This window comes from Anaerospora hongkongensis, from assembly GCF_004339805.1.
GTDB classification, from domain to species: Bacteria; Bacillota; Negativicutes; order Sporomusales; family DSM-15969; genus Anaerospora; species Anaerospora hongkongensis.
The window spans coordinates 95,915-115,977 of the sequence record NZ_SLUI01000014.1; the positions used below are offsets into that span (position 1 = coordinate 95,915).

Here is a 20,063-nt window from a genome sequence, read left to right on the forward strand (position 1 = left end):
GTTGGTACAGGATTTTTTAACCGGGCTGCAATTTCTTACCCGCCTGAAGGTTGCTCAGCAGACGGATTGGTCAGCTGAAAGTTTTGGCAGGAGCGTTCGGCTTTTTCCATTGATCGGTGCTGTCATCGGCTTGTTATTAGTCGCTGTTGACTTTATTGTAGGAAAGCATTTACCACCTAATGTTCTGGCTGTTATACTCATTGTAATGGAAATTGTGATCACTGGCGGACTTCACGGTGATGGATTAATGGATACTGCTGACGGGATATTTTCAGGCCGGAACAGGGAACGCATGCTGGAAATTATGAAGGACAGCCGGGTGGGTGCCAATGGAGTAATGGCGTTTTGTCTGGTAGTCCTGCTGAAATGGTCGCTGCTGATAGATTTAACTCCTGCCCATTTAATGGCAGCTCTCTTCATCATGCCGGTAATCAGTCGTTTTTCCATGGTGGTGGCAATTACCTGTTTTCCCTATGCCCGTCCTGATGGTATGGGAAAAGCATTCGCCCAGTACGCCGGCAAGAAGGCACTGCTTGTTGCAGCAGTCTTAACAGGTGTACTGGTATTGTTATGTACTATCGTATTTTCGGCCGGAAAGCTTGCAGTGGCAGGACTGGCGGCAGCACTTCTGTTTACGGGGCTGTTTTGTAATTATGTTAAAAACATATTAGGCGGGCTAACGGGTGATACCTATGGTGCCATAACAGAACTGAGTGAATTAGTTGTACTCATGGTATTTTTGATATTATAAAAGGATTACAGGAGAGGCCTATGGCGATTAAAGTTAAGGCGCCCGGCTCCTGCGGCGAACTCGTGCAGGGTACCATTGAAGGGCAAAATTTTTTAATTACTTGTCCCATTGACGTGTATTCTCAGGCTCAGATTATTTCCAGTGCTTCAACGGTTTTGCCCGAGTATCAGAAAGCAGCGGCAGCTATGGAAATGACGCTGCGCTATCTTGGCGTAACACCGCAGAATGACTCGATATTAATTCAGTCGGAGCTTCTCATTGGCAAGGGCATGGCATCAAGCAGTGCTGATATCAGCGCAGCCTGCCAGGCAACAGCACTGCGCTATGGCAAGCGGCTGACTGCGGATGAAATTGCGGCAATTGCATTAGCGATAGAGCCTACCGATGCGATTTTTTATCCTGGTATCATGATGTTTGACCATGTTGCGGGAAAAATCAGCAAATGCTTAGGAAATCCTCCGCCGATTGATATTGTTATTCTGGATGTTGGTGGCGAAATCGACACCCTGTCTTTTAATCGCCGTCAGGATCTGACCGATCGCAATCAATTCAAAGAACAAGCGGTGAAGCAGGCTGTAGATCTGGTTGCTGCAGGGATAAAGCAAGGGGACAGCCGCCTGATTGGCGAGGGTGCCACAATCAGTGCACTGGCTAATCAGTCTATTTTATATAAGCCTTATTTGGAACAAATTATTAAAATCGGCAAATACTATGGAGCGGTAGGTGTAAATGCAGCTCACAGCGGAACTGTGCTGGGAGTGCTGTTTCCTGCTGGCTGCGGTGAAGTTCAGGGACCCTGTATGGAACAGATTCTTACCGCATGTGAGGGTAATGTGCAGTATATCCGGACAGCCCGTCTGATATCCGGCGGATTAACACTTGTGGAGGTGGATGACGAGTGAAGATAGCCGCTTATGAACATGGCGGGAATTTGTATCAGGCAGCACGTTCTAAAGGTGCTAATGTAGAGGCACTGCTTGATTTTAGCGCCAATATTAATCCGCTGGGCCTGGCTCCTGCGATTAAAGAAGCTATTGGTGAGCATTTGCCAATGATAATCCATTATCCGGATGCACAGGCTGCAGCGCTGAAAGAGGCAATCAGCACCTATTACCGTGTGCCAGTGGAACAACTGATTACAGGTAATGGAGCCGTTGAATTGCTTTATTTGCTGTGTCATATGCTTCGGCCAGAGCGGGTTGTGATTCCGGCACCGACGTTTAGTGAATATGAACGGGCTGCTGTTGCTGCCGGGGCAAAGATCGATTATTGCTTGCTGCAGGAAGAAAACGGCTTTGCTTTTGACACAGCCAGCGTGCTGAAGGCTATGACTGCCAAGTCAGTTATCTTTCTGGGCAATCCTAATAACCCGACAGGCACAATGCTGACTCGCCCAGACATCATGACCATTCTGGCCGCGGCAGCTGAAGTGGATAGTCTGGTAGTTGTTGATGAGTCTTTTATCGACTTTGTCGACAATGATGATGCGGTTACTTGCCGCTGGCTGGTAGAAAAATATCCGAATTTGGTAATTGTCCACTCGCTTACTAAATTTTACGCTATTCCCGGGCTGCGCCTGGGGTTTGCTATTGCTGATCCTCAGCTGATTCGCTTACTCCATGCTGGTAAAGATCCCTGGAATGTCAACTCACTGGCCCAGGCTGCCGGTGTTGCCGCCTTGGCCGATCGTGAATACAGGCAATTAAGCCGGGAGACTGTTGCGGCAGCGAAAACCACATTATTTCAAGATTTGCAATCTATTGGCGGTATTAAGGCATATCCACCGTCAGTTAACTATATCCTTATCAATATAGCGGAAACGGGATTAACTGCCGGACAACTAAGAGGCTATTTATTTACACGCAATATACTGATCCGCGACTGCAGTAACTACCCGGGGCTGAATGGCTGTTTTATCCGGACGGCGGTAAAGCTGCCCGAACAAAATAGCAGGCTGGTGCAAGCACTTCAAGAAATTTTGGCAGGTGAAAAACATGACTAAAGTTATCTTGGTCCGACATGGGCAGACTCTGTGGAACCACGAAATGAAATATCAGGGGCATACCGATGTTGCACTGACTGAGGAGGGAATCCGGCAGGCTGAGCTGGTGGCGGTTCGTTTGGCGAATGAACCGGTAACCGCAGTTTATGCCAGTGACTTAAGCAGAGCCTTTGTCACCGCGGAGCACATTGCGGCTAAACATGGACTGACGGTTGCAAGTATTCCGGCACTGAGGGAGATTTGCTTTGGCGATTGGGAAGGACTGACTTATGACGGCATTGATGAACGCTGGCCCGGGTTATTGGAGAAGCTATACTCCTTTGCCGATGAGGTGGAAATACCCGGTGGCGAGTCGTTCCCAATTGTTAAGGAAAGGGCCTATACGGCTGTTTGTGAGCTTGTGAAAAAACACCCCGGCGAGACTATCGTTATTGTATCGCATGGCGGGACCATTCGCTCGATCATTTGTGCAGTCCTGAACCTTCATTTGAATCAGGTATGGAGTTTGAAGCAGGATAATACGGCAGTAAATATTCTTGAATATTACGAAGACAGAGTCATGCTTGAGTTGTTTAACGATGCGTGCCATTTGCGGCATGCGAGTAATAAAAAAGAGTGAAAGCGTATCCGGCAGTTTAGAGCTGCCGGATTTTTTTATTGTTAGTTATCTTCCTTTTGTCATGACGCGGTGAATTGACAAATATAACATAGAGAGGTGAGAGGGAGATGATACGGTAAATGAGACGGGGAGCTGTATTGAGAAGTGCCTGGGCAATAGCCCGCTCGTACTGGTTTTCGGAAGAGAAATGGTCAGCTTGGCTATTGCTAATCAGCGTTATTGGTCTGAATCTCGTGTTGGTATACATCACAGTACAGCTGAATCTCTGGCAGGGAGATTTTTATCAGGTAATTCAAAACTATAATCAGGCAGGCTTTGTAAAATCCATCCAGATCTACGCAGTGCTGGCTACCGTATTTATTGTCGTGAAAGGCTATCAGCTGTATGCCCGCATGCTGCTGCATAACCGCTGGCGTCGCTGGTTGACGGAGCGGTACTTGACAAAGTGGCTGCAAAAGAAAACCTATTACCGTCTCCAGTTGATGATGGGAAATGAAGCCGACAATCCGGATCAAAGAATTAGTGAAGACGTTGAATTGTTTGTCATGCTTACACTAAGACTTTCGGTAGATTTTTTGCAGGATGCGGTAACGATATTTTCTTTTGTGCTGATCTTGTGGAATTTATCCGGTGTGATAACGATCACCGCTGCCAATTACACGTTTGTTATATATGGGTATTTAGTATGGCTGGCTTTCGGCTATGCCATCATTGGCACGTATTGGACCTTGCAGACAGGGCGACCGCTGGTCAGGTTGGAATATGTCCAGCAGCGCTATGAAGCCGACTTCCGGTTCAGCTTGGTCCGGATACGCGAAAATGCAGAGAGTATCGCGCTGTATAATGGAGAGAATAAGGAAAGACAGAGTTGTCTCAGACATTTCAATTATATCGTCACGAATTTTATGCAGATAATAGCGGTGCGAAAGCGGCTGATGTGGCTGACTACCGCCTATTCACAGGTTGCGGTCATCTTTTCGATTCTCGTTTCATCGCCGCGTTATTTTCTCGGAGAAATTCATTTAGGTCAAATGTTTCAGGTCGTAGATGCGTATCATCATGTGCAATCCGGATTTTCCTTTATTATTGACAGCTTTACCCGTCTGGCTCAATGGCGGGCTGTCGTTAACCGTCTTAATAACTTCCTTACCTATATGGAAACGGTACAATCGAAGAATCTCCAGCAAAGGGATATGGTTTACAAAGCTAACCGTAACTGTTTCTGTGCCGAGCGGGTTCAGGTTTTTCAGCCCGATGGGCACAATCTGGTGTCAGATCTGTTCCTCACCATTCGCCGGGGTGACCGGATTGTTATTACAGGTCCTTCCGGGTGCGGCAAGAGTACCGTGCTGCGGACATTTGCTGGAATTTGGCCTTTTGCAGGCGGGGAGCTTCAATTGCCGGCGGAAGCTAAAATCATGTTTGTACCTCAAAAGTCCTATATGCCGATTGATACCTTGCGCGAAGTTCTGGTATATCCGGGCTTGGTGCAGCCTGTCAGCGACAGGGAACTGCAAGAAGTGCTTATTGCTTGCCGGTTAACGTATTTAACGGATAAACTGAATGACGTGCAAGACTGGGGACAGGTACTCTCCCTGGGAGAACAGCAGAGAATTGCTTTCGCCCGGATGATTTTGCAAAAGCCGGACTGGTTATTTCTTGATGAGGCAACTTCCGCGCTGGACGAAGAGGCGGAACAAACCGTTTATGAATTGGTATGCAGAGTATTGGGGCAAACTGCCATTATCAGCGTCGGCCATCGGAAGACACTGTTAAAGTACCATACACAAAGACTGAGTCTGCAGGAGAAGGGGGGCTGGACATTAAATAAATGCTGATTAACGTTATGCTGTCCAATATGTAATTTAAAATTTAATTAAATTTTGCTTGTATTTGGGTCAGCTTACCGACTATAATTTTGGTTATAGATAAATTAATGTTGCGAGGATACGAGGATACAATGACGAAAACGTTTACTTTATATACAGACCAGTTAAAAAGAGTAATTGAACGTGTTGAAGAAAATGCGCGGACCAACCCGCTTGCCAATCAGGCAATAACCGTATTCGTGTCGGAAGATGACCCCTGTCTGCGCATGTTTCAAAAGATTGGTCATGATTGGATTTACCTTGATGAGGAAGAGTTTTGTGAGACAAAGTAGTAAAGCGCTTACTGGATTTTGGCATAAAAAATAACCGGCTACGCAATAGCAGCCGGTTATTTGCTTGTCAGGCTTATTGTGGAGATGGCGGCAGGCGGGGATTATAAGCTGCGAACAGAGATAATATGCCATTCTCGATAAGAATCCCTTTCAAGATAAACCAAAAAGCGTTTACCGGTAGAATTCTTCGTCACTTGGACAGTAGCAGTATTGCTTGACTGGGAAATCACGGTAAAGGCATCATTGTATCGGCTGAAGCCATAATTAGCGGCCGATGCTTTTACTACATCTATCGGACTGCTGAGGTAGTGAGCATAGCCATAGCGGTCATTGTCGTAATTGCGGTAATTATCGCTGCGATAGTAGATGCGGCCATTTTCATACCAGCCCTGGTTTTCGTCTGCACTAGGCCAGCTGTATTTATGTTCATGCCAGCCATTATTGCGGTCTCGGTCCCGCCAGCTATCGCGGTCTCGATCTCTCCAAGTGTCACGGTCTTTGCGATCCTTAGACCATTCTTTTTCAGCAACCACTTTTTTCACTGACTTTTGTGTATCCTTATCAATCGAAGTGGTCTGTTCGGATTTCACATTAGGAGCGTAAGGATTTTCAGCTGCTAAGGCTTTGGCAACCGGCACTCCAGGTAAGGCAGCTCCCGTTAAAATAGCTGCGCCTGCTACGGCGGCGGCGTAACGTTTATACTTGCGGCGAAATTTACGTCTTGTTGATGATTTTTCCATTAGCACTGTCGCCTCCTTTTTTTTTTAGTTTTTCATATTTGTGAAACCACAATCCCTGGTAAATAAAACTGTCTTTGATGGTAACTGGAATTTTTTAAAAAAATGCAACTGAAAAGTTGACTTATGTTATTTACGGGTGTATACTATATCAGTAACAGCAAATCAAATTGCGATAACATTGGGGAGTCGCCAAGCTGGTTAAGGCACCTGACTCTGACTCAGGTATACGTGGGTTCGAATCCTCCCTCCCCAGCCATATATGACTCACTAGCTCAACTGGCAGAGCAACTGACTCTTAATCAGTAGGTTGTAGGTTCGATTCCTACGTGGGTCACCAGAAGAAACAAGGGCTTTCCGGACTTAGTTCCGGAAAGCTTTTCTACTTTTACAACAACCGTACAACAACGGGAGAAAGAAGACCCGTGAATATCGCCTCTTAATCGGTGATATTCACGGGTCTTTTATGTTGGTTCTCCGGTTGTTGTAGGAAGATGGTGCAGGCTGATTTTCTTGATTTTAAACTTGCGGGCTGCGGGGGTGCTGACCGGCACCAGGCAGGAAGGGAGGTTTCCCTCAAGGCGGCCGGCGATGTTTTCCTGACGTCCCGGCATAGCGTGAGTATAGGTGTCCATGGTCAAGGTAATGGAGGAGTGGCCCAGTCTATCCTGGACGTCGCGGGGATGTTCTCCCTGGGCGAAAAGACGGGAGGCATGATCATGCCTTAGGTCATGGAAGCTAACGTGTGAAATACCCGCGGCCTTCACTAAACGGGAAAAGCGTCGCGTTAGTACACAAGGGTCTTGCAACGTGCCGAAGCGGGTTGGAAATACCAGATCGTGATCTTCCCAGGTTTTCGCTTTAAGTCGTATAGCGGCCTGGCGGATTTTATGCTTTTTTAGTTCGGCTGTCACTGTAGGCGGGATGGGGATAGTCCGGCGGCTTTTTTGTGATTTCGGTTCGGAGATTTTTGGTCCATCCCTCGTCGTGATAGCCGCCCGGCCAATAAATATGGTTTGGCGTTTAAAATCTATATCGCTCCACCGCAATCCCACCAGCTCGCCGCGACGAATACCAGTACCCCATTCTAAGAGGAGTGCAGGATACCAGAAGATAAAAGTCGGTGTAGACGCCGTCTCCAGCAAGGAAGTCCATTGCTCGTCGGTTAGGGGCACAACCTCTTTTTTCTTTTTCTTTGGGAGTGACACGGCTAAGGTCGGATCACGGTAAATTAATTCTTCTTTAAGAGCTTGGCGGAGGGCTGCACGTAATACGGCAAAAGAAAATTCGGCTAAGCGTGGTGATCCGCCATTGTCCAAGATATTGTTGATCATAGCTTGTATTTGCGTTGCTTGTAATTTGGATAATTTTGTAGTGCCAATAGAGGGAGTTAAGTGATTTCTGATGATATACTGGTAACCTTCCAAAGTGTTTTGACGAACTCTGGTGCGGGCATACACGTGTAACCATTTTTCCAGCCACTGAGCAATCGTAATTTTGTCGGCGTCAACATAAGCTAGTCCCTTATTTGTCTCCAGCAAAGCGGCCTTTTTCTCCTGTACCTCTGCTTTGGTTTTGCCATAAACAAATTTACGGACTAACTTGCCGGTACTTTCATCCCGGCCAAGGGTTATGGCAGCTGTCCAAAGACCGTCTTTACGCCTACAGATTGTTCCTTCTCCATTGGCACGTTTGGCCATGTTCACACACCATCCTTTGTTTTCCTAGCTTTTTTCAGCAGCAAGCAGCTTGGCTCCCAACAGTATGTAAATGCTGCCGCAAACTTTGTTCATCACATTTGTCTTTTCACGCAGCAGCGTGGTGACCTTGGCGGAAAAGTAAACTACGAACAGCAGCCAGAGGGCACCGGTGACGATAAAGGTTAGGCCTAAGATTAAAAAGGGGATGATCCCGTAACTGTTTTGCGGATCAATAAACTGCGGCAGGAACGAGAGAAAGAACAGTGCTACTTTGGGATTGAGTACATCGATAATTAACCCCTGCCAGAAGGTATCTTTAGGCGACATAGCCGCTTGTGATGGCGCAGTGGCCAGCGTATCTTTCGCCAGCAGCATGGTAAGGCCGAGATAGCCAAGGTAGACGGCGCCCGCTATTTTGACCATCATAAAAACCACTGCGGATTGTGCTAAAATAACGGATAAGCCGAGGGCGGCCAGTACGGTATGGACGACGCAGCCGGCACTGGTGCCGAGCACCGAGTAAATCCCCGTCCTGCGACCCTGGGCAATGCTCCGGCTTAATACGTAAATCGTATCAGACCCCGGTGTCATATTCAGGATGATGGAAGCAGCCAGGAACATTTCATAATGAATGATGCCAAACATACAAATCCCTCCGTAATGTAACCTTATTGAATGATGCGATTAGCACAGGCGGCCGCCACTTGGCCGCCTTTTTTTATTTCCGGCGTTTAGTGCCGGGATGCAGCATGTTTCGTATCCACCGGTCAACCAGGGACAACTTTGTCTTTGTCTTCGGCTTTTAGGGCAGCCACGATCTTTTCGATAACAGCCCGCTCTGAAGGAGGCAGGGCGGCAATGTCTTTGGCCAGGTCGGTCACGTCGGCTGGCAAGGATAAGACGCCGGCATCAACGCCTAAGAGATGGTCGGTCGAGACTTTTAAGATGACGGCCAGACGGGCGAGTGTTTCGCCGTCCGGTTCGGTACGGCCGCGCTCCCAACCGGCGACAGTGGACTGATTGCCTGCTCCGATGAGTTCGGCCAGGGTGGCCTGGGACATATAGAGGCGTTCGCGGGCAGCGCGCAGGCGCGCCCCAAGTTCGGTATTAGCCATTGTTATCACACACCCATTTACATTTATTTGCACACACTAAAAAAAGAACCGTTACCCACATTGTAAAGCGTACATTGCGAATTGTAAATATAAAAGTGTTAAATGTATTGCAAAAAGGAAAACATCGCCCTATAATTATGACATAATGCAATATAAAAATTGCAAATTATTAATAGGGAGGGGTCTGGATGAGTAGAGGTAAGCTGGTAGTAACGGTGAAGGAGTTTGCGGCGATGACCGGCATCGGTCAGAACCGGGTGCGGGAGTTTTGCTATTTGCCGGATTTTCCGGCGTCCAAGGAAGGCAATCGGTTTATTATTCATGTGGAGGCCGCCAATGAGTGGCTGCGGCGGCGGACCAGTGCCAAGACCGGAGTGGACACTGCCGGTTTGAAGCATATTCTGCCGTGATGCTGCACTGGAGCATTGGGATTATCCTGGTGTTTTACCGGTGGAAGTGGGCGGGGCCATGAACTACATTGTCGAGATCAATCATTTTTATGCGGCGCTTTTAACGCGGCCGCTGTCGAGTGAGGCTCAGGCGCTGTGGAGTGTGCTGATGCATTTGTTCAACCGGGCGGGCTGGCCACCGCGGCTGACAGTGGCTGGCAGCACGCTCTTAGCCTTTTTGGGTTATAGCTATACGACGCTGTCGAGGGCTAGGGCGGAACTGGTGACAGCCGGGCTGCTCATTCATACGCCCCGTCCTGGCCGGTCAGCACCGTATTATGAACTGCAGCCTTTTATCAGTAAGGTTGTGGATAAAACTGTTGATAACCCTGTGGATAAACCGCGTTTGTCGTTGGTGAGAACATTTTGCTAACCATAATGGTTAGCAAGTGGGTTGGCAAAAGGCGTTTGTCAACCATTATGGTTGGCAACCCGGTTACATTAACTAAACGTAAACTTTATTAATAAACGTAAACCAATAATAGTAGTAGAGCCTGTGACTATGTGGACAATGAGGGAGAGAAAGGCATGAACAAGGTTTTTTTAGTGGGTAAGCTGTCACCGGAGCTGGATATGCACTATACACTAAATGGCAAAGCGGTGTGCTCTTTTTCGCTGACAGTGAATTTTAAAACCAGGGTACGGGAGGAAACGGACGCCATTGATTGTGTCGCCTGGGATACACTAGCGGAGCTTATTGGCCAGGTTGGCGAAGGTGGCCGCCGGGTAGCTATTGAGGGGCGGCTGCACACGCGGCACTTGGAAGGGGATAAGGGGCAGCGCAAAAAAGTGACCGAGGTAGTGGTTCGGGATGTGGAGTTTTTGGACAGGCCAGGGCTGGTATGCCCTGAGTGACCAGCGAAGTTAGTGCAGGAGGGAAAAGCGATGAGAATAGTCATTGATCCTGGCCATTCGGGACCGGTGGAACCGGGGACCTGCGCTGGCGCTGTACGGGAGTGTGATGTCGTGCTAGCCATCGCAAAGCTGCTGGCCGAGCAGCTATATGATAGGGAGCATGAAGTTTTGCTTACGCGGACGGGAGACATTGCAACCGATGGGCTGGCGTTTCGCGCAGAGATGGCCAATGCCAATAAGGCAGAGGTATTTATTAGCATTCATGCTAATAGCTCGGAGCATGCCACTGCGCACGGCACGGAGGTGTACCATTATCCGGGCAGCGTGGCGGGCAGGCGGCTGGCGTTTTGTCTGCAGGCCTATCTGGTGACAGAACTGGGGACGGCCGACCGGGGCGTGAAGGCCGCTAATTTTCAGGTGCTCCGGGAGACGGACTGCCCGGCGGTGCTGGTGGAGGTGGCCTTCCTTTCCCATACCGGGGAGCGGCAGCTGTTAACCGGGTATGCCGGACAGCTGGCGGCCGCCGTAGCACTGGCAGAGGGATTACAGGCTTATTTTGCCGGGCAGGTATAGCGGGAAGATTTTTTCTTTACAATAATCCGTTTTGTATATATAATGATTACAAAATGAATTATACGCTCCTGGAACGGGCGAACGACGGTGATTGGCGCGGCAGTAACCGCGCTTGTCATACATCCGTTCCAGGCGTAAAGGGCACACCTCTCCGGGGTGTGCCTTTTGCGTGGGAAGAAAGGAGGCGAGAGGATGGCTGTGACAAACATTCCCCAGGGCACGACACTGGCGCTCAAGCTGCAAAAGGGAGTTTCGGGTACCGGTAATCCCGTCTATGCGACCCGCAACTATGCCTGCAAGGCGGCAGCCGCTGACCAGGACTTGTACGATGTGGCGCTGGGACTGGTCAGCCTGCAGCTGTATCCGGTGACGGATATCGCCAGGGTCAATACGTCGGTGCTGGTCAATATGTAATGCCCGGACAGGGTAAAGGAAAGGAGGAGGTACGCTGTGGCTGATACGACTACAAGAACGCTGGAGATGGTGTTCAAAACGGAAGGCGGCAAGGAAGTGACGGTGGCGGTGAAGGACCCGAAGGAGGGCCTGGCGCTGGCCGAGGTGCAGACGGTAATGGAGACCATCATTGCCAAAAATATTTTCACTACAACCAGCGGTGATCTGGTGTCGGTGGTGGAAGCACAGATCCGCCAGCTGGCAATCACCGAACTGGCTTAGCAAAAGGGAGGCCGCACACAATGGAAGAACTGGCCCGCCTGACGGCAACATATGGTTTCCCTATGGTAGTGGCCTTTTTCCTGCTGGTCAGGCTGGAAAAGCGCCTGACTGAGCTGACGGGTGCAATCAATAAGATGTGTTACTATGTCGAAAGGATGGAGGGCACGAAAAGTCATGATTAAGACGGTGTACGGCCCGCCGCCGGCGGATGCCGAACGGATCGAGGCGGTGGAGGCGGAAGGCGAGAACTGCATCTGCGAGGACGCAGGCGGGAAGGGCCCGGCTAAGACCGGACAGGGACAGCCGGTATGAAAGCGGAGGACTGGCTGGCTACGGTGAATGCCGTGCTGGAGGCATTGCCGGACAGCTTTGAGAAAGAGCATGCCAACCGGCTGCAAACCATCCGTGATATGCTGGGGCTAATTCTGCTGATTCAGAGGATGACCAAGTAAGAGAAATAGCTGCACGCCCTGTGGTGGGTGTGCAGCTGTTTCTTTTACAGTAGGTGCTTTTCTATATCCGGTTGTTGGCCACAATGAAGTGATTGACAAGATGTTGCAGAACATTGTATTCTATAATAATAATTTCGTGGGGGGGATCGATATGCCATTACCTATACATTTAGAATTTGTGAATAGAGTGATAGCTGTTCTTAAAGACGATACGAGGATTTTGGGAATTGCAGCAGGTGGATCTTGGATTACAGATTCAATGGATGCATTTTCCGATATCGATTTAGTGATCGCCGTTGATTCCAACGATGAACGGGAAATCTCGAATGAGCGGCTGGTCATTGCTGAGAAGTTTGGAAGATTATTGTCCGGATTTACTGGTGAGCATGTGGGAGAACCACGCTTGATTATTTGTCTGTATGGGGAGCCGCTGCTTCATGTTGATTTAAAATTCGTAGCATTGAGTGACTTTGCGCACAGGGTAGAAGAGCCAGTTATTCTTTGGGAAAGAGGAGCGGCATTGTCTAAAAAAATGGAGGAAGAAGATTCTCTCTATCCTCGGCCAAGCTTGCAGTGGATTGAAGACAGATTTTGGGTGTGGATACATTATGCCGGAACCAAACTTGGGCGAGGGGAAATTTTTGAGGCTATTGAAATGCTTTCTTTTCTTAGAGTGACAGTCCTTGGGCCACTTGCTTTAATGAAAAATGGATGTCTTCCTAGAGGAATGCGATATATCGAGCGGGATGCCATAGCGGAGATGCCATTATTTATAGAGACACTTTCAACTCATGATGCAGCAGGGTGTGCAACTGCTTGTAAACACGCTATTACGTTGTATCAGCAACTCAGGAATTATCATAGCACTCCTGATTTGATTAGGCGTAAAGAGGCGGAAGAACAATCTATTAGCTTTTTGAACGCTATTATAAGTACGTTTTAAAATTGCTAGGAACATAAGGAAAATCGGTATTAGGAAATCGATTAGTATTGTTCATCATAGTTTGAGAGTCGGTTATCTTGGATAATCGACTTTTTTTTATCGGGGGCTGCTCCGCTCAGTGGCAAAAAGACGGCTACCACTCTATGTCCGGTTGTCCGCTTCTTGCGGCACTGCGCTACGCTGCGTTTTCCTCATCCGCTCCCAACCGGCCACCGCTGGCGCTTAGAGTCGTAGCCTGCCGGGAGGCAATTAGGGCTGGGCATGGGATGCAGACCGGGGCACTCCTTATCACTCGCACCCGGACTGCGGGTTACGTCGGCTGGCCCCGCACACTGCGCGGGGCCTCGGCAGGCCACTCCAGCCGGACCGGCCGGAACACCATCGACCGACCCAGCCGGGCGTCCTGCCGACCGCCGGGAACGGAAAACAAAGCAGCCAACCGCTACGCCGGGCCACCTGGTACCACTCGCCTGGCCGGGTGGCAGGCAAGCCGTTCGTGCCCTGCCGTGGCCGCGCCCGTCCCGCCCCGTGGACACGAAAAGCATGTGTCCACTCTCCGTCCTCCCTTCCCCCCGAGCCCCCCATCCCTCGTGATTGGCGCTGCCATCCAAGCTGTGGGCCGCAATTGAAATTCGAGGGGAAGGGAGGACTCCGGGCGCCCTGCGGGAAGGACTACCCCCCAAACCCCCCGCTAAGGAGCGGCCAAATTAATTGGGGGGTACGCGGCCACGGCAGGACCCTTCACTAGCCGGGAGGTAATAGGACGGCGGCGGCACCAGACGGCCCGGCTCCGCTCCAGGGGACCCACCCCCTTGATCCCCCTCCCGGAAGAATAAGCGGGAGGGGGAAAGGAACGGGCCTGCCGGCAGCGAGGAAACCGCGAACTGCGCGGTAATATTGTCGATAAAGGGATGAAAGAGGGGAGGATAAGCTCTTGTGAATAGAGAAAATACTCATAATTTACAGAATAATGGGTGCGTGTTTTAGAATAAGGTGGCGGAAAGCCAGGAGTGTGTGGAAATGCAAATTACGAAACTCAAGGTGTCAAACTTCCGGTCCTTTGGGATGGAAGAAACCCTTATTCCTTTAAAAGAAATGTCTGTCCTTATCGGTAATAATAGTACAGGAAAGACCACTGCCATGCAGGCATTAATAAAGCTTTTTGGTGTATATGCAAAGGAACGCGAACTTGTGCGTGCCGACTTTCATGTTCCTCTTGGAGTCGATCCGGAAGATCTTCGTGAGACTGGACTTTATATTGAAGCGGTAATAGAATTTGCTGAATTGCATAATCCAGATGGTACAGGAACGGGATGTATTCCTCCATTATTTAATCACATGGTTGCTAACGGACAGGGGCAAGATCCATATGTTAGGATAAGACTTTCGGCAACCTGGCAGCGAGGAAATACGCCTGACGGAGATATTGATGCCAACCTGGAATTTATTACTGTTGCTGAAGGTGAGACCATTACCAGTGAAAATAGGGTGCCGGTAAAATCACACCAGCGATCGTTAATTCAGGCTCTCTATGTTCCTGCTATGCGTGACCCGCGAACGCAATTAAAACATGACTCTGGTACAATCTTATATCGATTTTTTAAAGCGGTAAAATGGTCGCCTGGGCTTAATGAGACGCTTAGAGTGAAAAGTGAAGAAGTTAATGAGCTTTTTACCAGTCAGCCCGGAGTTCGAACTGTGGAAACTATTATAAAGGAACAGTGGAAAGAGTTTCATGATGATATTAAATACTCTGATGCAGGACTTGGCTTTTCGGCAACAGAGTTAGACAAAATATTGAAGCGGGTTGAAGTCTATTTTCGCCCCACACCTGATGAAAGAAGCTATACAGTTGAGCAACTAGGCGATGGTCTGCGCTCCCTATTTTATATTTCGCTAGTTTCAGCTTTGCTGAAACTAGAAGCTGACTATACAAATATGACTGCTGAATCAGGAATTGAAATTGACTGTACCTCAATACCTGTGTTAACAATTATGGCTCTTGAAGAACCGGAAAACCACCTGGCACCTCATCTGCTTGGCCGGGTGATAGGCTTGTTGAAAAATGTTTCAAATCAGCCGAATGCTCAGGTGATCATTTCGTCACATACCCCAGCGGTGTTACAAAGAGTAGAGCCTGAAAATATTCTTTATTTTAGAATGACGAATCCAGAATTACGAACTAGTGTTAAAACCATTGCGCTCCCTCCATCTACATCTGATGCCTTCAAATATATTAAAGAGGCAGTCAAAGCTTATCCGGAGTTGTATTTTGCAAAACTTGTAATTTTAGGCGAAGGAGATAGTGAAGAATTAATTTTGGCAAAGACTCTTGAAGCTATGAATACCCCTATAGACCGAAGCTTTATTTCAATAGTACCGTTGGGTGGAAGGCATGTTAACCATTTCTGGCGTCTCTTAGGTCAACTTAAAATTCCGTATCTTACAATTCTTGACCTAGATAGGGAAAGAGGCGGCGGTGGCTGGGGCCGGGTTAAGTATGTCATTAAACAATTGATTAGTATCGGTTATTCCAAGGATGAACTTTTAAACTTTGTTCTGCCAAGCGGAATCGCAATAAATATTACCGAAGAACAATTGGAAGCAATGCATACTTGGACAATGGCGACTTATGATATAGATGTCATGAATCAGTGGATATTGTGGCTGCGAAAGTATGGTGTGGTTTTTTCAGCGCCATTAGATATCGATTTTATGATGTTGAAGGCATTTCCGAGTATTTATCAGCAAGCGACTGAGGGAACTGGCCCAAGAATACCGGATCAAATATTTGATCCGGATAGTTTGCGGCAAAGAATAGCAGCTGCAACTGCGGCTACGCTAAAAGATGCAGGGGGGGACGGAGGTACTTATAGTGAAGAGGAACGAGAATTATTTATTTGGTACAGCTATTTATTCCTTGGTCGGGGAAAACCAGTGACGCATTTGCTTGCTCTTAAAGAACTGGATAATCAAACTTTACTAAACAATTTACCGGAACCTATTTTGTCTTTAATGAATGAAGCTGTGACTTTTCTTGGGAGGCGTTAAAACATGTTAACGCCAATTCAGCCTGAAAGCTGGGTTCCATCCGATGGTATTATTCTTGAGCCTAATGCGGAAACCGTTGTTCGTAGTAATTTTAATACAGTGGTGGTTGCCGGTCCGGGTGCCGGGAAAACGGAACTGCTTGCTCAACGAGCTTGTTTTTTGCTTCAGACGAATGCCTGTAAAGCACCAAAACGAATTCTGGCAATTAGTTTCAAAAAAGATGCGGCTACTAATTTGGCAGATCGGGTGGAAAAACGTTGTGGCAAGGTTCTTGCACAGCGCTTTGATTCCTATACCTTTGATGCCTTTGCAAAGTCATTACTTGATAAGTTTATAAATGCGCTGCCGACAGCTTTTAAGCCTTCAAAAAATTACGAGATTATCTATCCAAATAGAGATCTAATGCAAGAGTCAATTCATGAGCTGACTTTGCCGTCTGCTTGGTCTGCACATAATATCTACGAAATACGGGCTCAAAGGGTTTTGGATAATCTTTGTTCTAGACCGCTACCGTTAAATGATAACAATACTTTAGAACAGTGGGCTATAAAGGAAATATGGAAAAAGTGGTTGAGTAATCCCACCTCATCCCGATTGTCTTTCCCTATGATAAGCCGTTTGTCTACGTATTTGTTGACACAAAATCCCTTGCTTGTTAGAGCCTTACACATGACATATAGCCATATATTTTTGGACGAATTTCAGGATACCACATACATTCAATATGATTTATTGAAAAGTGCATTCCATAAGTCACAGGCGGTTTTTACGGCTGTTGGAGATACCAAACAAAGAATTATGGGGTGGGCGGGAGCTTTATCTGATGTATTTCTAACGTACTGTAATGATTTTTGTGCTCAAAGATTAGACTTAATTACAAATCATCGATCTGCACCTGTACTGGTAAATATCCAGGCAGCTCTTTTTGAACGGCTTGATCCAAACGCAGTTCCAGCTGTTGCGGCGGATGGTTGGGAGGCGAATGATGGAGTATGTGAAATTCATTTGTTTGAAAGTCATATACAGGAAGCGGAGATTCTAGCTCGGCAGATTAATGAATGGATAGACATCGATCATATTGATCCAAGAAAAATAGTGATTTTAACTAAGCAACACGTAGATGTTTATGCAAGTGAAATAATTGCTCAGTTGAGAGCAGTTGGTCAAAAAGCGCGGATAGAGTCTGATATGCAAGACTTATTAACAGAGCCACTAAGCCAGATTATTTTACAGTTTTTTCGATTGGCAACAATGGATCGTATGCCTAAAGACTGGCAGGCAACAGTTGAGTTATTGATGGAACTTCGTGGATGCCATGATGAAAACAAGATAGGAAAAAGTATAGAAGTTGAGAACCAGTTAGCCGCCTTCATTCATACATTAAGGATTGAACTCAGTAATGTTACCCAAGAGAATTGTTTGCCAGCAATGGTGCGGTATATTTTAAGTCTGGTTGTTAGCTTTATAGGCGAAATCTCTTTTAAAAATCATTTTCCGCAATATAAACGTGGCATCTGGTTTGAAGAGCTTTTAAATGATACTTCCTCGGCCTTAGCTATAGAATACCAGGCATTTGGTAATTGGGCGCAAGCTTTGAACAGTTTTGAGGGGAAAGATACTATTCCGATCATGACAATCCATAAAAGTAAAGGACTCGAATATGAGATAGTCATATTTCTTGGTTTGGAAGATGACGCCTTTTGGAGTTTCAGTAACCAACCGCATGAAGATACATGTGCTTTCTTTGTTGCTCTGTCCAGGGCGAGGCAAGTAGCTTGTTTCACGTTTTGTGACATTAGGAGAACAAGGCGAGGCAACCGCTACCAGAGACGTGATGCTATTGGTTCATTGTATACTCTTTTGAGGAGGGCTGGTGTTGCAGTAATCGATAATAGGCAAGATAGTTGAAGTGAAATGCTAAAAGTAGATGGTATTCTTTATAATCCAGACAACCAGATATAAAAGTGCAGCTTTATCTAAAGATAGAAGCTGCACTAATTGTTAAAAATTTTTATTTAAATTTGGAAGAAAATGCTATAATAGGTGTAACAGGCTGCTCGGGGGACGGTTAGCCCCTTCCTTTCCAGGAGGGGGGTGGTAGGATGACTGTTTATGAAGCATTGACATTTGCTGTCGCATTTGCCACGCTCATGGTATTGGTCATAAACCAAAAGAAATAACCGCCCCTGCTCAGATGGCGGTTATTTCTTAATAACGAAGCTTTTGGGCTAGCCGTTTTCCGGTTAGACAGCCTGTGGGGCTGGCGTGTTAGAGCACGTCAGTCCTTTTCTTATATTATACCCATAGATTGTAAAATATGCAATCAGTCAATAAAAAATCCTAGTCTGTCTGTCTCACTTGTCTTGCAATTCATTCAGAAAGAGCTATAATTAGAAATAGGTGGAAATTAAAGAGTCGCCGTGACCTGAAAGTGTTGGAGCACTTCCAGACTCACGCAGGTGCCAGAACACCTACACGTAACAGCTTAGCTGTCCACGACGACATTTCTATTATACAATGCCGACCGCTTGAAAACAAGCGAGGCGCGGTATAGTGGGGTGTTGGGGAGCAGCTGTGCGACTTGACGCAGCAGATGATTCAGCCATTCCTAATACATCAACGGAAAGGCCAAGCGTTCGCGTACATAGTGTTTTGATCGCTTTTCTGTTGAGGCCGGTAGTGCCCGGTTATTAGGTTTGGGATTTAGCAAACGACGAAGCAAAGCGCATGTGTAGGGTTAAACCTCGCATGCGCTTTTTAATTTCCCCCTATAAAAAGCAAATAGCAGGGCCAGCTATTATTTAGACCTTGCTGCAGCTTGTGATAGGGGGGTATAGATTTGTCTAGTGAAGGGGAAAGCTCACGTATTCTGACTGTCTATTATACATACCTCAATAATGGAAAAGACCGTTGGCCGCTAATCCGGCTGCAGGGTAAATGGCTCCAGGACCTTGGTTTTTCAAGCGGGGCAAAGATCGAAGTAACCGAAAGCAATGGCGGTCTGTTCATTAAAGCTCGGCGGCGAGAAGTGGGAGAAGGCAGTCATGATGGCCATTGAACAGATTAGGAAAAAGATAAAACGTGGTAAAGGGCTATGGGGCCGGCTAGTGACCAGCCCTGACGGCTCTGAATGGATATGGATGCAACTGACACCAGCTGCGCTGAAATACTACCAGGAACGGGTGACCTGTTACGGCTTCATCCCGGATGAAGGAATTGGGGCTTTAGGTGCGGCAAGGACCGTATTCAGGAAAAAACGGTACTAGGCCGCCCCGCCGCCGGTCTTCTCATGGTATCACACCGGTCAAGGCTGCGCCTGCTCCGCTTTCGCTGCGCCCCTTCGGGTGACACGGTGTGCCGCTCTGAGGTGACGGCGGCGGGAGAGCCGCTGCTGACGAGTGGAGGTGCAGCGGTATGTGGGACGAGATCGTAAGAGGGTGGCGGGTAGAGGTCGCACTGTGGGTTTGCTACTGGAACGCACTGGACCGGAAGGACCAGGAGAGCGTCCGGTACTGTGCCGATCATAGCTTGCTATTGTCAGTGTTTTGGCTGGTTGTGCTGACCGGCGGGGTAATGACGCTGGGGATGGTTATTCAGTTTTTACAGGGAGGCTGCCGGTGAATGCCGGCGGCTTTTTTTGTTTTGTATATTACATTATTTGGCGACAAATAAAACAACTTACCATGAGCAGCCACGAAAACCGTGTGGCCGCACATCGTAAGCCTGTTTTGTTTGCCATCATTCAGCTGTCAGTGGAGAGCACCGGCCACGGCGGCCAAACCCGCGCCGCCGCGTCCCGTGCAAACGGGCCTGCCGGCAGCAAGGGAGCCGCGAACTGCGCCACCCCGCCGCCGGTTTTCTCATGGTATCACACCGGTCAAGGCAACGCCTGCTCAAAGTATTTAGAATGGCAGGATTAATTTGCCGGTATAGAGAATACTAAAAGTTTGATACTCGAAGAAAAGACAAAAACAGCAATA

General features: G+C 47.8%; 27 protein-coding genes and 2 tRNA genes. 24 read left to right on the forward strand and 5 right to left on the reverse strand.

The window, feature by feature from the left end:
• The first annotated feature begins 1 nt into the window (after window position 1).
• From cobS to EV210_RS18235, 6 genes are all read left to right on the forward strand, one after another.
• The gene (gene cobS, locus EV210_RS18210; RefSeq protein WP_132082828.1) at window positions 2–751 is read left to right on the forward strand and encodes an adenosylcobinamide-GDP ribazoletransferase; all 750 of its coding nucleotides are present in this window, start codon (window positions 2–4) and stop codon (window positions 749–751) included.
• 20 nt (window positions 752–771) lie between these two features.
• Window positions 772–1,653 carry a GHMP family kinase ATP-binding protein gene (locus EV210_RS18215; RefSeq protein WP_132082794.1) on the forward strand — a complete coding sequence of 294 codons (882 nt, stop codon included), beginning with the start codon at window positions 772–774 and terminating at the stop codon, window positions 1,651–1,653.
• Complete coding sequence (gene cobD / locus EV210_RS18220) at window positions 1,650–2,753, forward strand: threonine-phosphate decarboxylase CobD (protein ID WP_132082795.1); 1,104 nt, start codon at window positions 1,650–1,652, stop codon at window positions 2,751–2,753. The genes EV210_RS18215 and cobD overlap by 4 nt, the downstream gene beginning before the upstream one ends.
• Window positions 2,746–3,372, forward strand: a complete 627-nt coding sequence (gene cobC, locus EV210_RS18225) for an alpha-ribazole phosphatase (protein WP_132082796.1) — start codon at window positions 2,746–2,748, stop codon at window positions 3,370–3,372. Before cobD ends, cobC begins: the two co-directional genes overlap by 8 nt.
• 119 nt (window positions 3,373–3,491) lie before the next feature.
• On the forward strand, window positions 3,492–5,210 hold the full coding sequence (locus tag EV210_RS18230) for an ABC transporter ATP-binding protein/permease (protein WP_132082797.1): 1,719 nt from the start codon (window positions 3,492–3,494) through the stop codon (window positions 5,208–5,210).
• 122 nt (window positions 5,211–5,332) lie between these two features.
• Window positions 5,333–5,533: a hypothetical protein gene (locus EV210_RS18235; protein ID WP_132082798.1), complete on the forward strand. Its 201-nt coding sequence runs from the start codon at window positions 5,333–5,335 to the stop codon at window positions 5,531–5,533.
• A gap of 101 nt (window positions 5,534–5,634) precedes the next feature.
• Here the strand turns inward: EV210_RS18235 and EV210_RS18240 are convergent, their stop codons facing one another.
• A complete protein-coding gene (locus tag EV210_RS18240; RefSeq protein WP_132082799.1) occupies window positions 5,635–6,273 on the reverse strand; it encodes a hypothetical protein in 639 nt (212 codons plus the stop codon).
• A gap of 179 nt (window positions 6,274–6,452) precedes the next feature.
• On the opposite strand from EV210_RS18240, the gene EV210_RS18245 reads away from it, so the two are divergent.
• Both EV210_RS18245 and EV210_RS18250 read left to right on the forward strand, forming a co-directional pair.
• Window positions 6,453–6,529: transfer RNA gene (locus EV210_RS18245), tRNA-Gln, on the forward strand.
• A gap of 5 nt (window positions 6,530–6,534) precedes the next feature.
• Window positions 6,535–6,610: transfer RNA gene (locus EV210_RS18250), tRNA-Lys, on the forward strand.
• Between the two features lie 124 nt (window positions 6,611–6,734).
• Here the strand turns inward: EV210_RS18250 and EV210_RS18255 are convergent.
• From EV210_RS18255 to EV210_RS18265, 3 genes are all read right to left on the reverse strand, one after another.
• Window positions 6,735–7,970: a tyrosine-type recombinase/integrase gene (locus EV210_RS18255; protein ID WP_132082800.1), complete on the reverse strand. Its 1,236-nt coding sequence runs from the start codon at window positions 7,968–7,970 to the stop codon at window positions 6,735–6,737.
• Between the two features lie 24 nt (window positions 7,971–7,994).
• Window positions 7,995–8,615, reverse strand: coding sequence for a LysE family translocator (locus EV210_RS18260; protein WP_132082801.1), 621 nt, complete (start codon window positions 8,613–8,615; stop codon window positions 7,995–7,997).
• Window positions 8,616–8,737: 122 nt separating this feature from the next.
• Window positions 8,738–9,085 carry a helix-turn-helix domain-containing protein gene (locus EV210_RS18265; RefSeq protein WP_132082802.1) on the reverse strand — a complete coding sequence of 116 codons (348 nt, stop codon included), beginning with the start codon at window positions 9,083–9,085 and terminating at the stop codon, window positions 8,738–8,740.
• Window positions 9,086–9,273: 188 nt separating this feature from the next.
• Between EV210_RS18265 and EV210_RS18270 the strand changes: the two genes are divergently transcribed.
• The 10 genes from EV210_RS18270 (at window position 9,274) to EV210_RS18305 (ending at window position 13,032) form a co-directional block, all read left to right on the forward strand.
• A complete protein-coding gene (locus tag EV210_RS18270; protein WP_132082803.1) occupies window positions 9,274–9,495 on the forward strand; it encodes a helix-turn-helix domain-containing protein in 222 nt (73 codons plus the stop codon).
• Window positions 9,496–9,553: 58 nt separating this feature from the next.
• Window positions 9,554–9,907 carry a MarR family transcriptional regulator gene (locus EV210_RS18275; protein ID WP_132082804.1) on the forward strand — a complete coding sequence of 118 codons (354 nt, stop codon included), beginning with the start codon at window positions 9,554–9,556 and terminating at the stop codon, window positions 9,905–9,907.
• Window positions 9,908–10,062: 155 nt separating this feature from the next.
• Window positions 10,063–10,389 (forward strand): single-stranded DNA-binding protein, encoded by a 327-nt coding sequence (locus tag EV210_RS18280; RefSeq protein WP_132082805.1) that lies wholly within the window; start codon window positions 10,063–10,065, stop codon window positions 10,387–10,389.
• Between the two features lie 30 nt (window positions 10,390–10,419).
• On the forward strand, window positions 10,420–10,962 hold the full coding sequence (locus EV210_RS18285) for an N-acetylmuramoyl-L-alanine amidase family protein (protein WP_132082806.1): 543 nt from the start codon (window positions 10,420–10,422) through the stop codon (window positions 10,960–10,962).
• Window positions 10,963–11,154: 192 nt separating this feature from the next.
• A complete protein-coding gene (locus EV210_RS18290; RefSeq protein ID WP_132082807.1) occupies window positions 11,155–11,376 on the forward strand; it encodes a DUF1659 domain-containing protein in 222 nt (73 codons plus the stop codon).
• Between the two features lie 36 nt (window positions 11,377–11,412).
• Window positions 11,413–11,637, forward strand: coding sequence for a DUF2922 domain-containing protein (locus EV210_RS18295; protein ID WP_243650629.1), 225 nt, complete (start codon window positions 11,413–11,415; stop codon window positions 11,635–11,637).
• 20 nt (window positions 11,638–11,657) lie between these two features.
• Complete coding sequence (locus tag EV210_RS18300; RefSeq protein WP_094606770.1) at window positions 11,658–11,819, forward strand: YvrJ family protein; 162 nt, start codon at window positions 11,658–11,660, stop codon at window positions 11,817–11,819.
• Complete coding sequence (locus tag EV210_RS22765; RefSeq protein ID WP_165898965.1) at window positions 11,812–11,949, forward strand: hypothetical protein; 138 nt, start codon at window positions 11,812–11,814, stop codon at window positions 11,947–11,949. The genes EV210_RS18300 and EV210_RS22765 overlap by 8 nt, the downstream gene beginning before the upstream one ends.
• The gene (locus EV210_RS22770) at window positions 11,946–12,089 is read left to right on the forward strand and encodes a hypothetical protein (protein ID WP_165898966.1); all 144 of its coding nucleotides are present in this window, start codon (window positions 11,946–11,948) and stop codon (window positions 12,087–12,089) included. Before EV210_RS22765 ends, EV210_RS22770 begins: the two co-directional genes overlap by 4 nt.
• Before the next feature lie 151 nt (window positions 12,090–12,240).
• On the forward strand, window positions 12,241–13,032 hold the full coding sequence (locus EV210_RS18305; RefSeq protein ID WP_132082808.1) for an aminoglycoside 6-adenylyltransferase: 792 nt from the start codon (window positions 12,241–12,243) through the stop codon (window positions 13,030–13,032).
• Between the two features lie 191 nt (window positions 13,033–13,223).
• On the opposite strand, the gene EV210_RS18310 is transcribed toward EV210_RS18305, so the two are convergent.
• On the reverse strand, window positions 13,224–13,577 hold the full coding sequence (locus EV210_RS18310) for a hypothetical protein (protein WP_132082809.1): 354 nt from the start codon (window positions 13,575–13,577) through the stop codon (window positions 13,224–13,226).
• 475 nt (window positions 13,578–14,052) lie between these two features.
• On the opposite strand from EV210_RS18310, the gene EV210_RS18315 reads away from it, so the two are divergent.
• The 6 genes from EV210_RS18315 (at window position 14,053) to EV210_RS18345 (ending at window position 20,003) form a co-directional block, all read left to right on the forward strand.
• Window positions 14,053–16,083, forward strand: coding sequence for an ATP-dependent nuclease (locus EV210_RS18315; RefSeq protein WP_132082810.1), 2,031 nt, complete (start codon window positions 14,053–14,055; stop codon window positions 16,081–16,083).
• Window positions 16,084–16,086: 3 nt separating this feature from the next.
• Window positions 16,087–17,991: a UvrD-helicase domain-containing protein gene (locus tag EV210_RS18320; protein WP_132082811.1), complete on the forward strand. Its 1,905-nt coding sequence runs from the start codon at window positions 16,087–16,089 to the stop codon at window positions 17,989–17,991.
• Between the two features lie 931 nt (window positions 17,992–18,922).
• Window positions 18,923–19,141 (forward strand): SymE family type I addiction module toxin, encoded by a 219-nt coding sequence (locus tag EV210_RS18330; RefSeq protein WP_132082812.1) that lies wholly within the window; start codon window positions 18,923–18,925, stop codon window positions 19,139–19,141.
• On the forward strand, window positions 19,128–19,349 hold the full coding sequence (locus EV210_RS18335) for a hypothetical protein (protein ID WP_132082813.1): 222 nt from the start codon (window positions 19,128–19,130) through the stop codon (window positions 19,347–19,349). The genes EV210_RS18330 and EV210_RS18335 overlap by 14 nt, the downstream gene beginning before the upstream one ends.
• Before the next feature lie 148 nt (window positions 19,350–19,497).
• Complete coding sequence (locus tag EV210_RS18340; RefSeq protein WP_132082814.1) at window positions 19,498–19,704, forward strand: hypothetical protein; 207 nt, start codon at window positions 19,498–19,500, stop codon at window positions 19,702–19,704.
• Window positions 19,701–20,003 carry a hypothetical protein gene (locus EV210_RS18345; protein WP_132082815.1) on the forward strand — a complete coding sequence of 101 codons (303 nt, stop codon included), beginning with the start codon at window positions 19,701–19,703 and terminating at the stop codon, window positions 20,001–20,003. Before EV210_RS18340 ends, EV210_RS18345 begins: the two co-directional genes overlap by 4 nt.
• The last annotated feature ends 60 nt before the right edge of the window (window positions 20,004–20,063 follow it).

Excerpts from the sequence above, each read along its gene's own strand:
- EV210_RS18215 (WP_132082794.1), top strand. The coding sequence starts at position 772 with ATGGCGATTAAAGTTAAGGCGCCCGGCTCCTGCGGCGAACTCGTGCAG.
- cobC (WP_132082796.1), top strand. The coding sequence starts at position 2,746 with ATGACTAAAGTTATCTTGGTCCGACATGGGCAGACTCTGTGGAACCAC.
- EV210_RS18230 (WP_132082797.1), top strand. The coding sequence starts at position 3,492 with ATGAGACGGGGAGCTGTATTGAGAAGTGCCTGGGCAATAGCCCGCTCG.
- EV210_RS18235 (WP_132082798.1), top strand. The coding sequence starts at position 5,333 with ATGACGAAAACGTTTACTTTATATACAGACCAGTTAAAAAGAGTAATT.
- EV210_RS18240 (WP_132082799.1), bottom strand. The coding sequence starts at position 6,273 with ATGGAAAAATCATCAACAAGACGTAAATTTCGCCGCAAGTATAAACGT.
- EV210_RS18255 (WP_132082800.1), bottom strand. The coding sequence starts at position 7,970 with ATGGCCAAACGTGCCAATGGAGAAGGAACAATCTGTAGGCGTAAAGAC.
- EV210_RS18260 (WP_132082801.1), bottom strand. The coding sequence starts at position 8,615 with ATGTTTGGCATCATTCATTATGAAATGTTCCTGGCTGCTTCCATCATC.
- EV210_RS18265 (WP_132082802.1), bottom strand. The coding sequence starts at position 9,085 with ATGGCTAATACCGAACTTGGGGCGCGCCTGCGCGCTGCCCGCGAACGC.
- EV210_RS18270 (WP_132082803.1), top strand. The coding sequence starts at position 9,274 with ATGAGTAGAGGTAAGCTGGTAGTAACGGTGAAGGAGTTTGCGGCGATG.
- EV210_RS18275 (WP_132082804.1), top strand. The coding sequence starts at position 9,554 with ATGAACTACATTGTCGAGATCAATCATTTTTATGCGGCGCTTTTAACG.
- EV210_RS18280 (WP_132082805.1), top strand. The coding sequence starts at position 10,063 with ATGAACAAGGTTTTTTTAGTGGGTAAGCTGTCACCGGAGCTGGATATG.
- EV210_RS18285 (WP_132082806.1), top strand. The coding sequence starts at position 10,420 with ATGAGAATAGTCATTGATCCTGGCCATTCGGGACCGGTGGAACCGGGG.
- EV210_RS18290 (WP_132082807.1), top strand. The coding sequence starts at position 11,155 with ATGGCTGTGACAAACATTCCCCAGGGCACGACACTGGCGCTCAAGCTG.
- EV210_RS18300 (WP_094606770.1), top strand. The coding sequence starts at position 11,658 with ATGGAAGAACTGGCCCGCCTGACGGCAACATATGGTTTCCCTATGGTA.
- EV210_RS22765 (WP_165898965.1), top strand. The coding sequence starts at position 11,812 with ATGATTAAGACGGTGTACGGCCCGCCGCCGGCGGATGCCGAACGGATC.
- EV210_RS22770 (WP_165898966.1), top strand. The coding sequence starts at position 11,946 with ATGAAAGCGGAGGACTGGCTGGCTACGGTGAATGCCGTGCTGGAGGCA.
- EV210_RS18305 (WP_132082808.1), top strand. The coding sequence starts at position 12,241 with ATGCCATTACCTATACATTTAGAATTTGTGAATAGAGTGATAGCTGTT.
- EV210_RS18310 (WP_132082809.1), bottom strand. The coding sequence starts at position 13,577 with ATGCTTTTCGTGTCCACGGGGCGGGACGGGCGCGGCCACGGCAGGGCA.
- EV210_RS18315 (WP_132082810.1), top strand. The coding sequence starts at position 14,053 with ATGCAAATTACGAAACTCAAGGTGTCAAACTTCCGGTCCTTTGGGATG.
- EV210_RS18320 (WP_132082811.1), top strand. The coding sequence starts at position 16,087 with ATGTTAACGCCAATTCAGCCTGAAAGCTGGGTTCCATCCGATGGTATT.
- EV210_RS18335 (WP_132082813.1), top strand. The coding sequence starts at position 19,128 with ATGATGGCCATTGAACAGATTAGGAAAAAGATAAAACGTGGTAAAGGG.
- EV210_RS18340 (WP_132082814.1), top strand. The coding sequence starts at position 19,498 with ATGTGGGACGAGATCGTAAGAGGGTGGCGGGTAGAGGTCGCACTGTGG.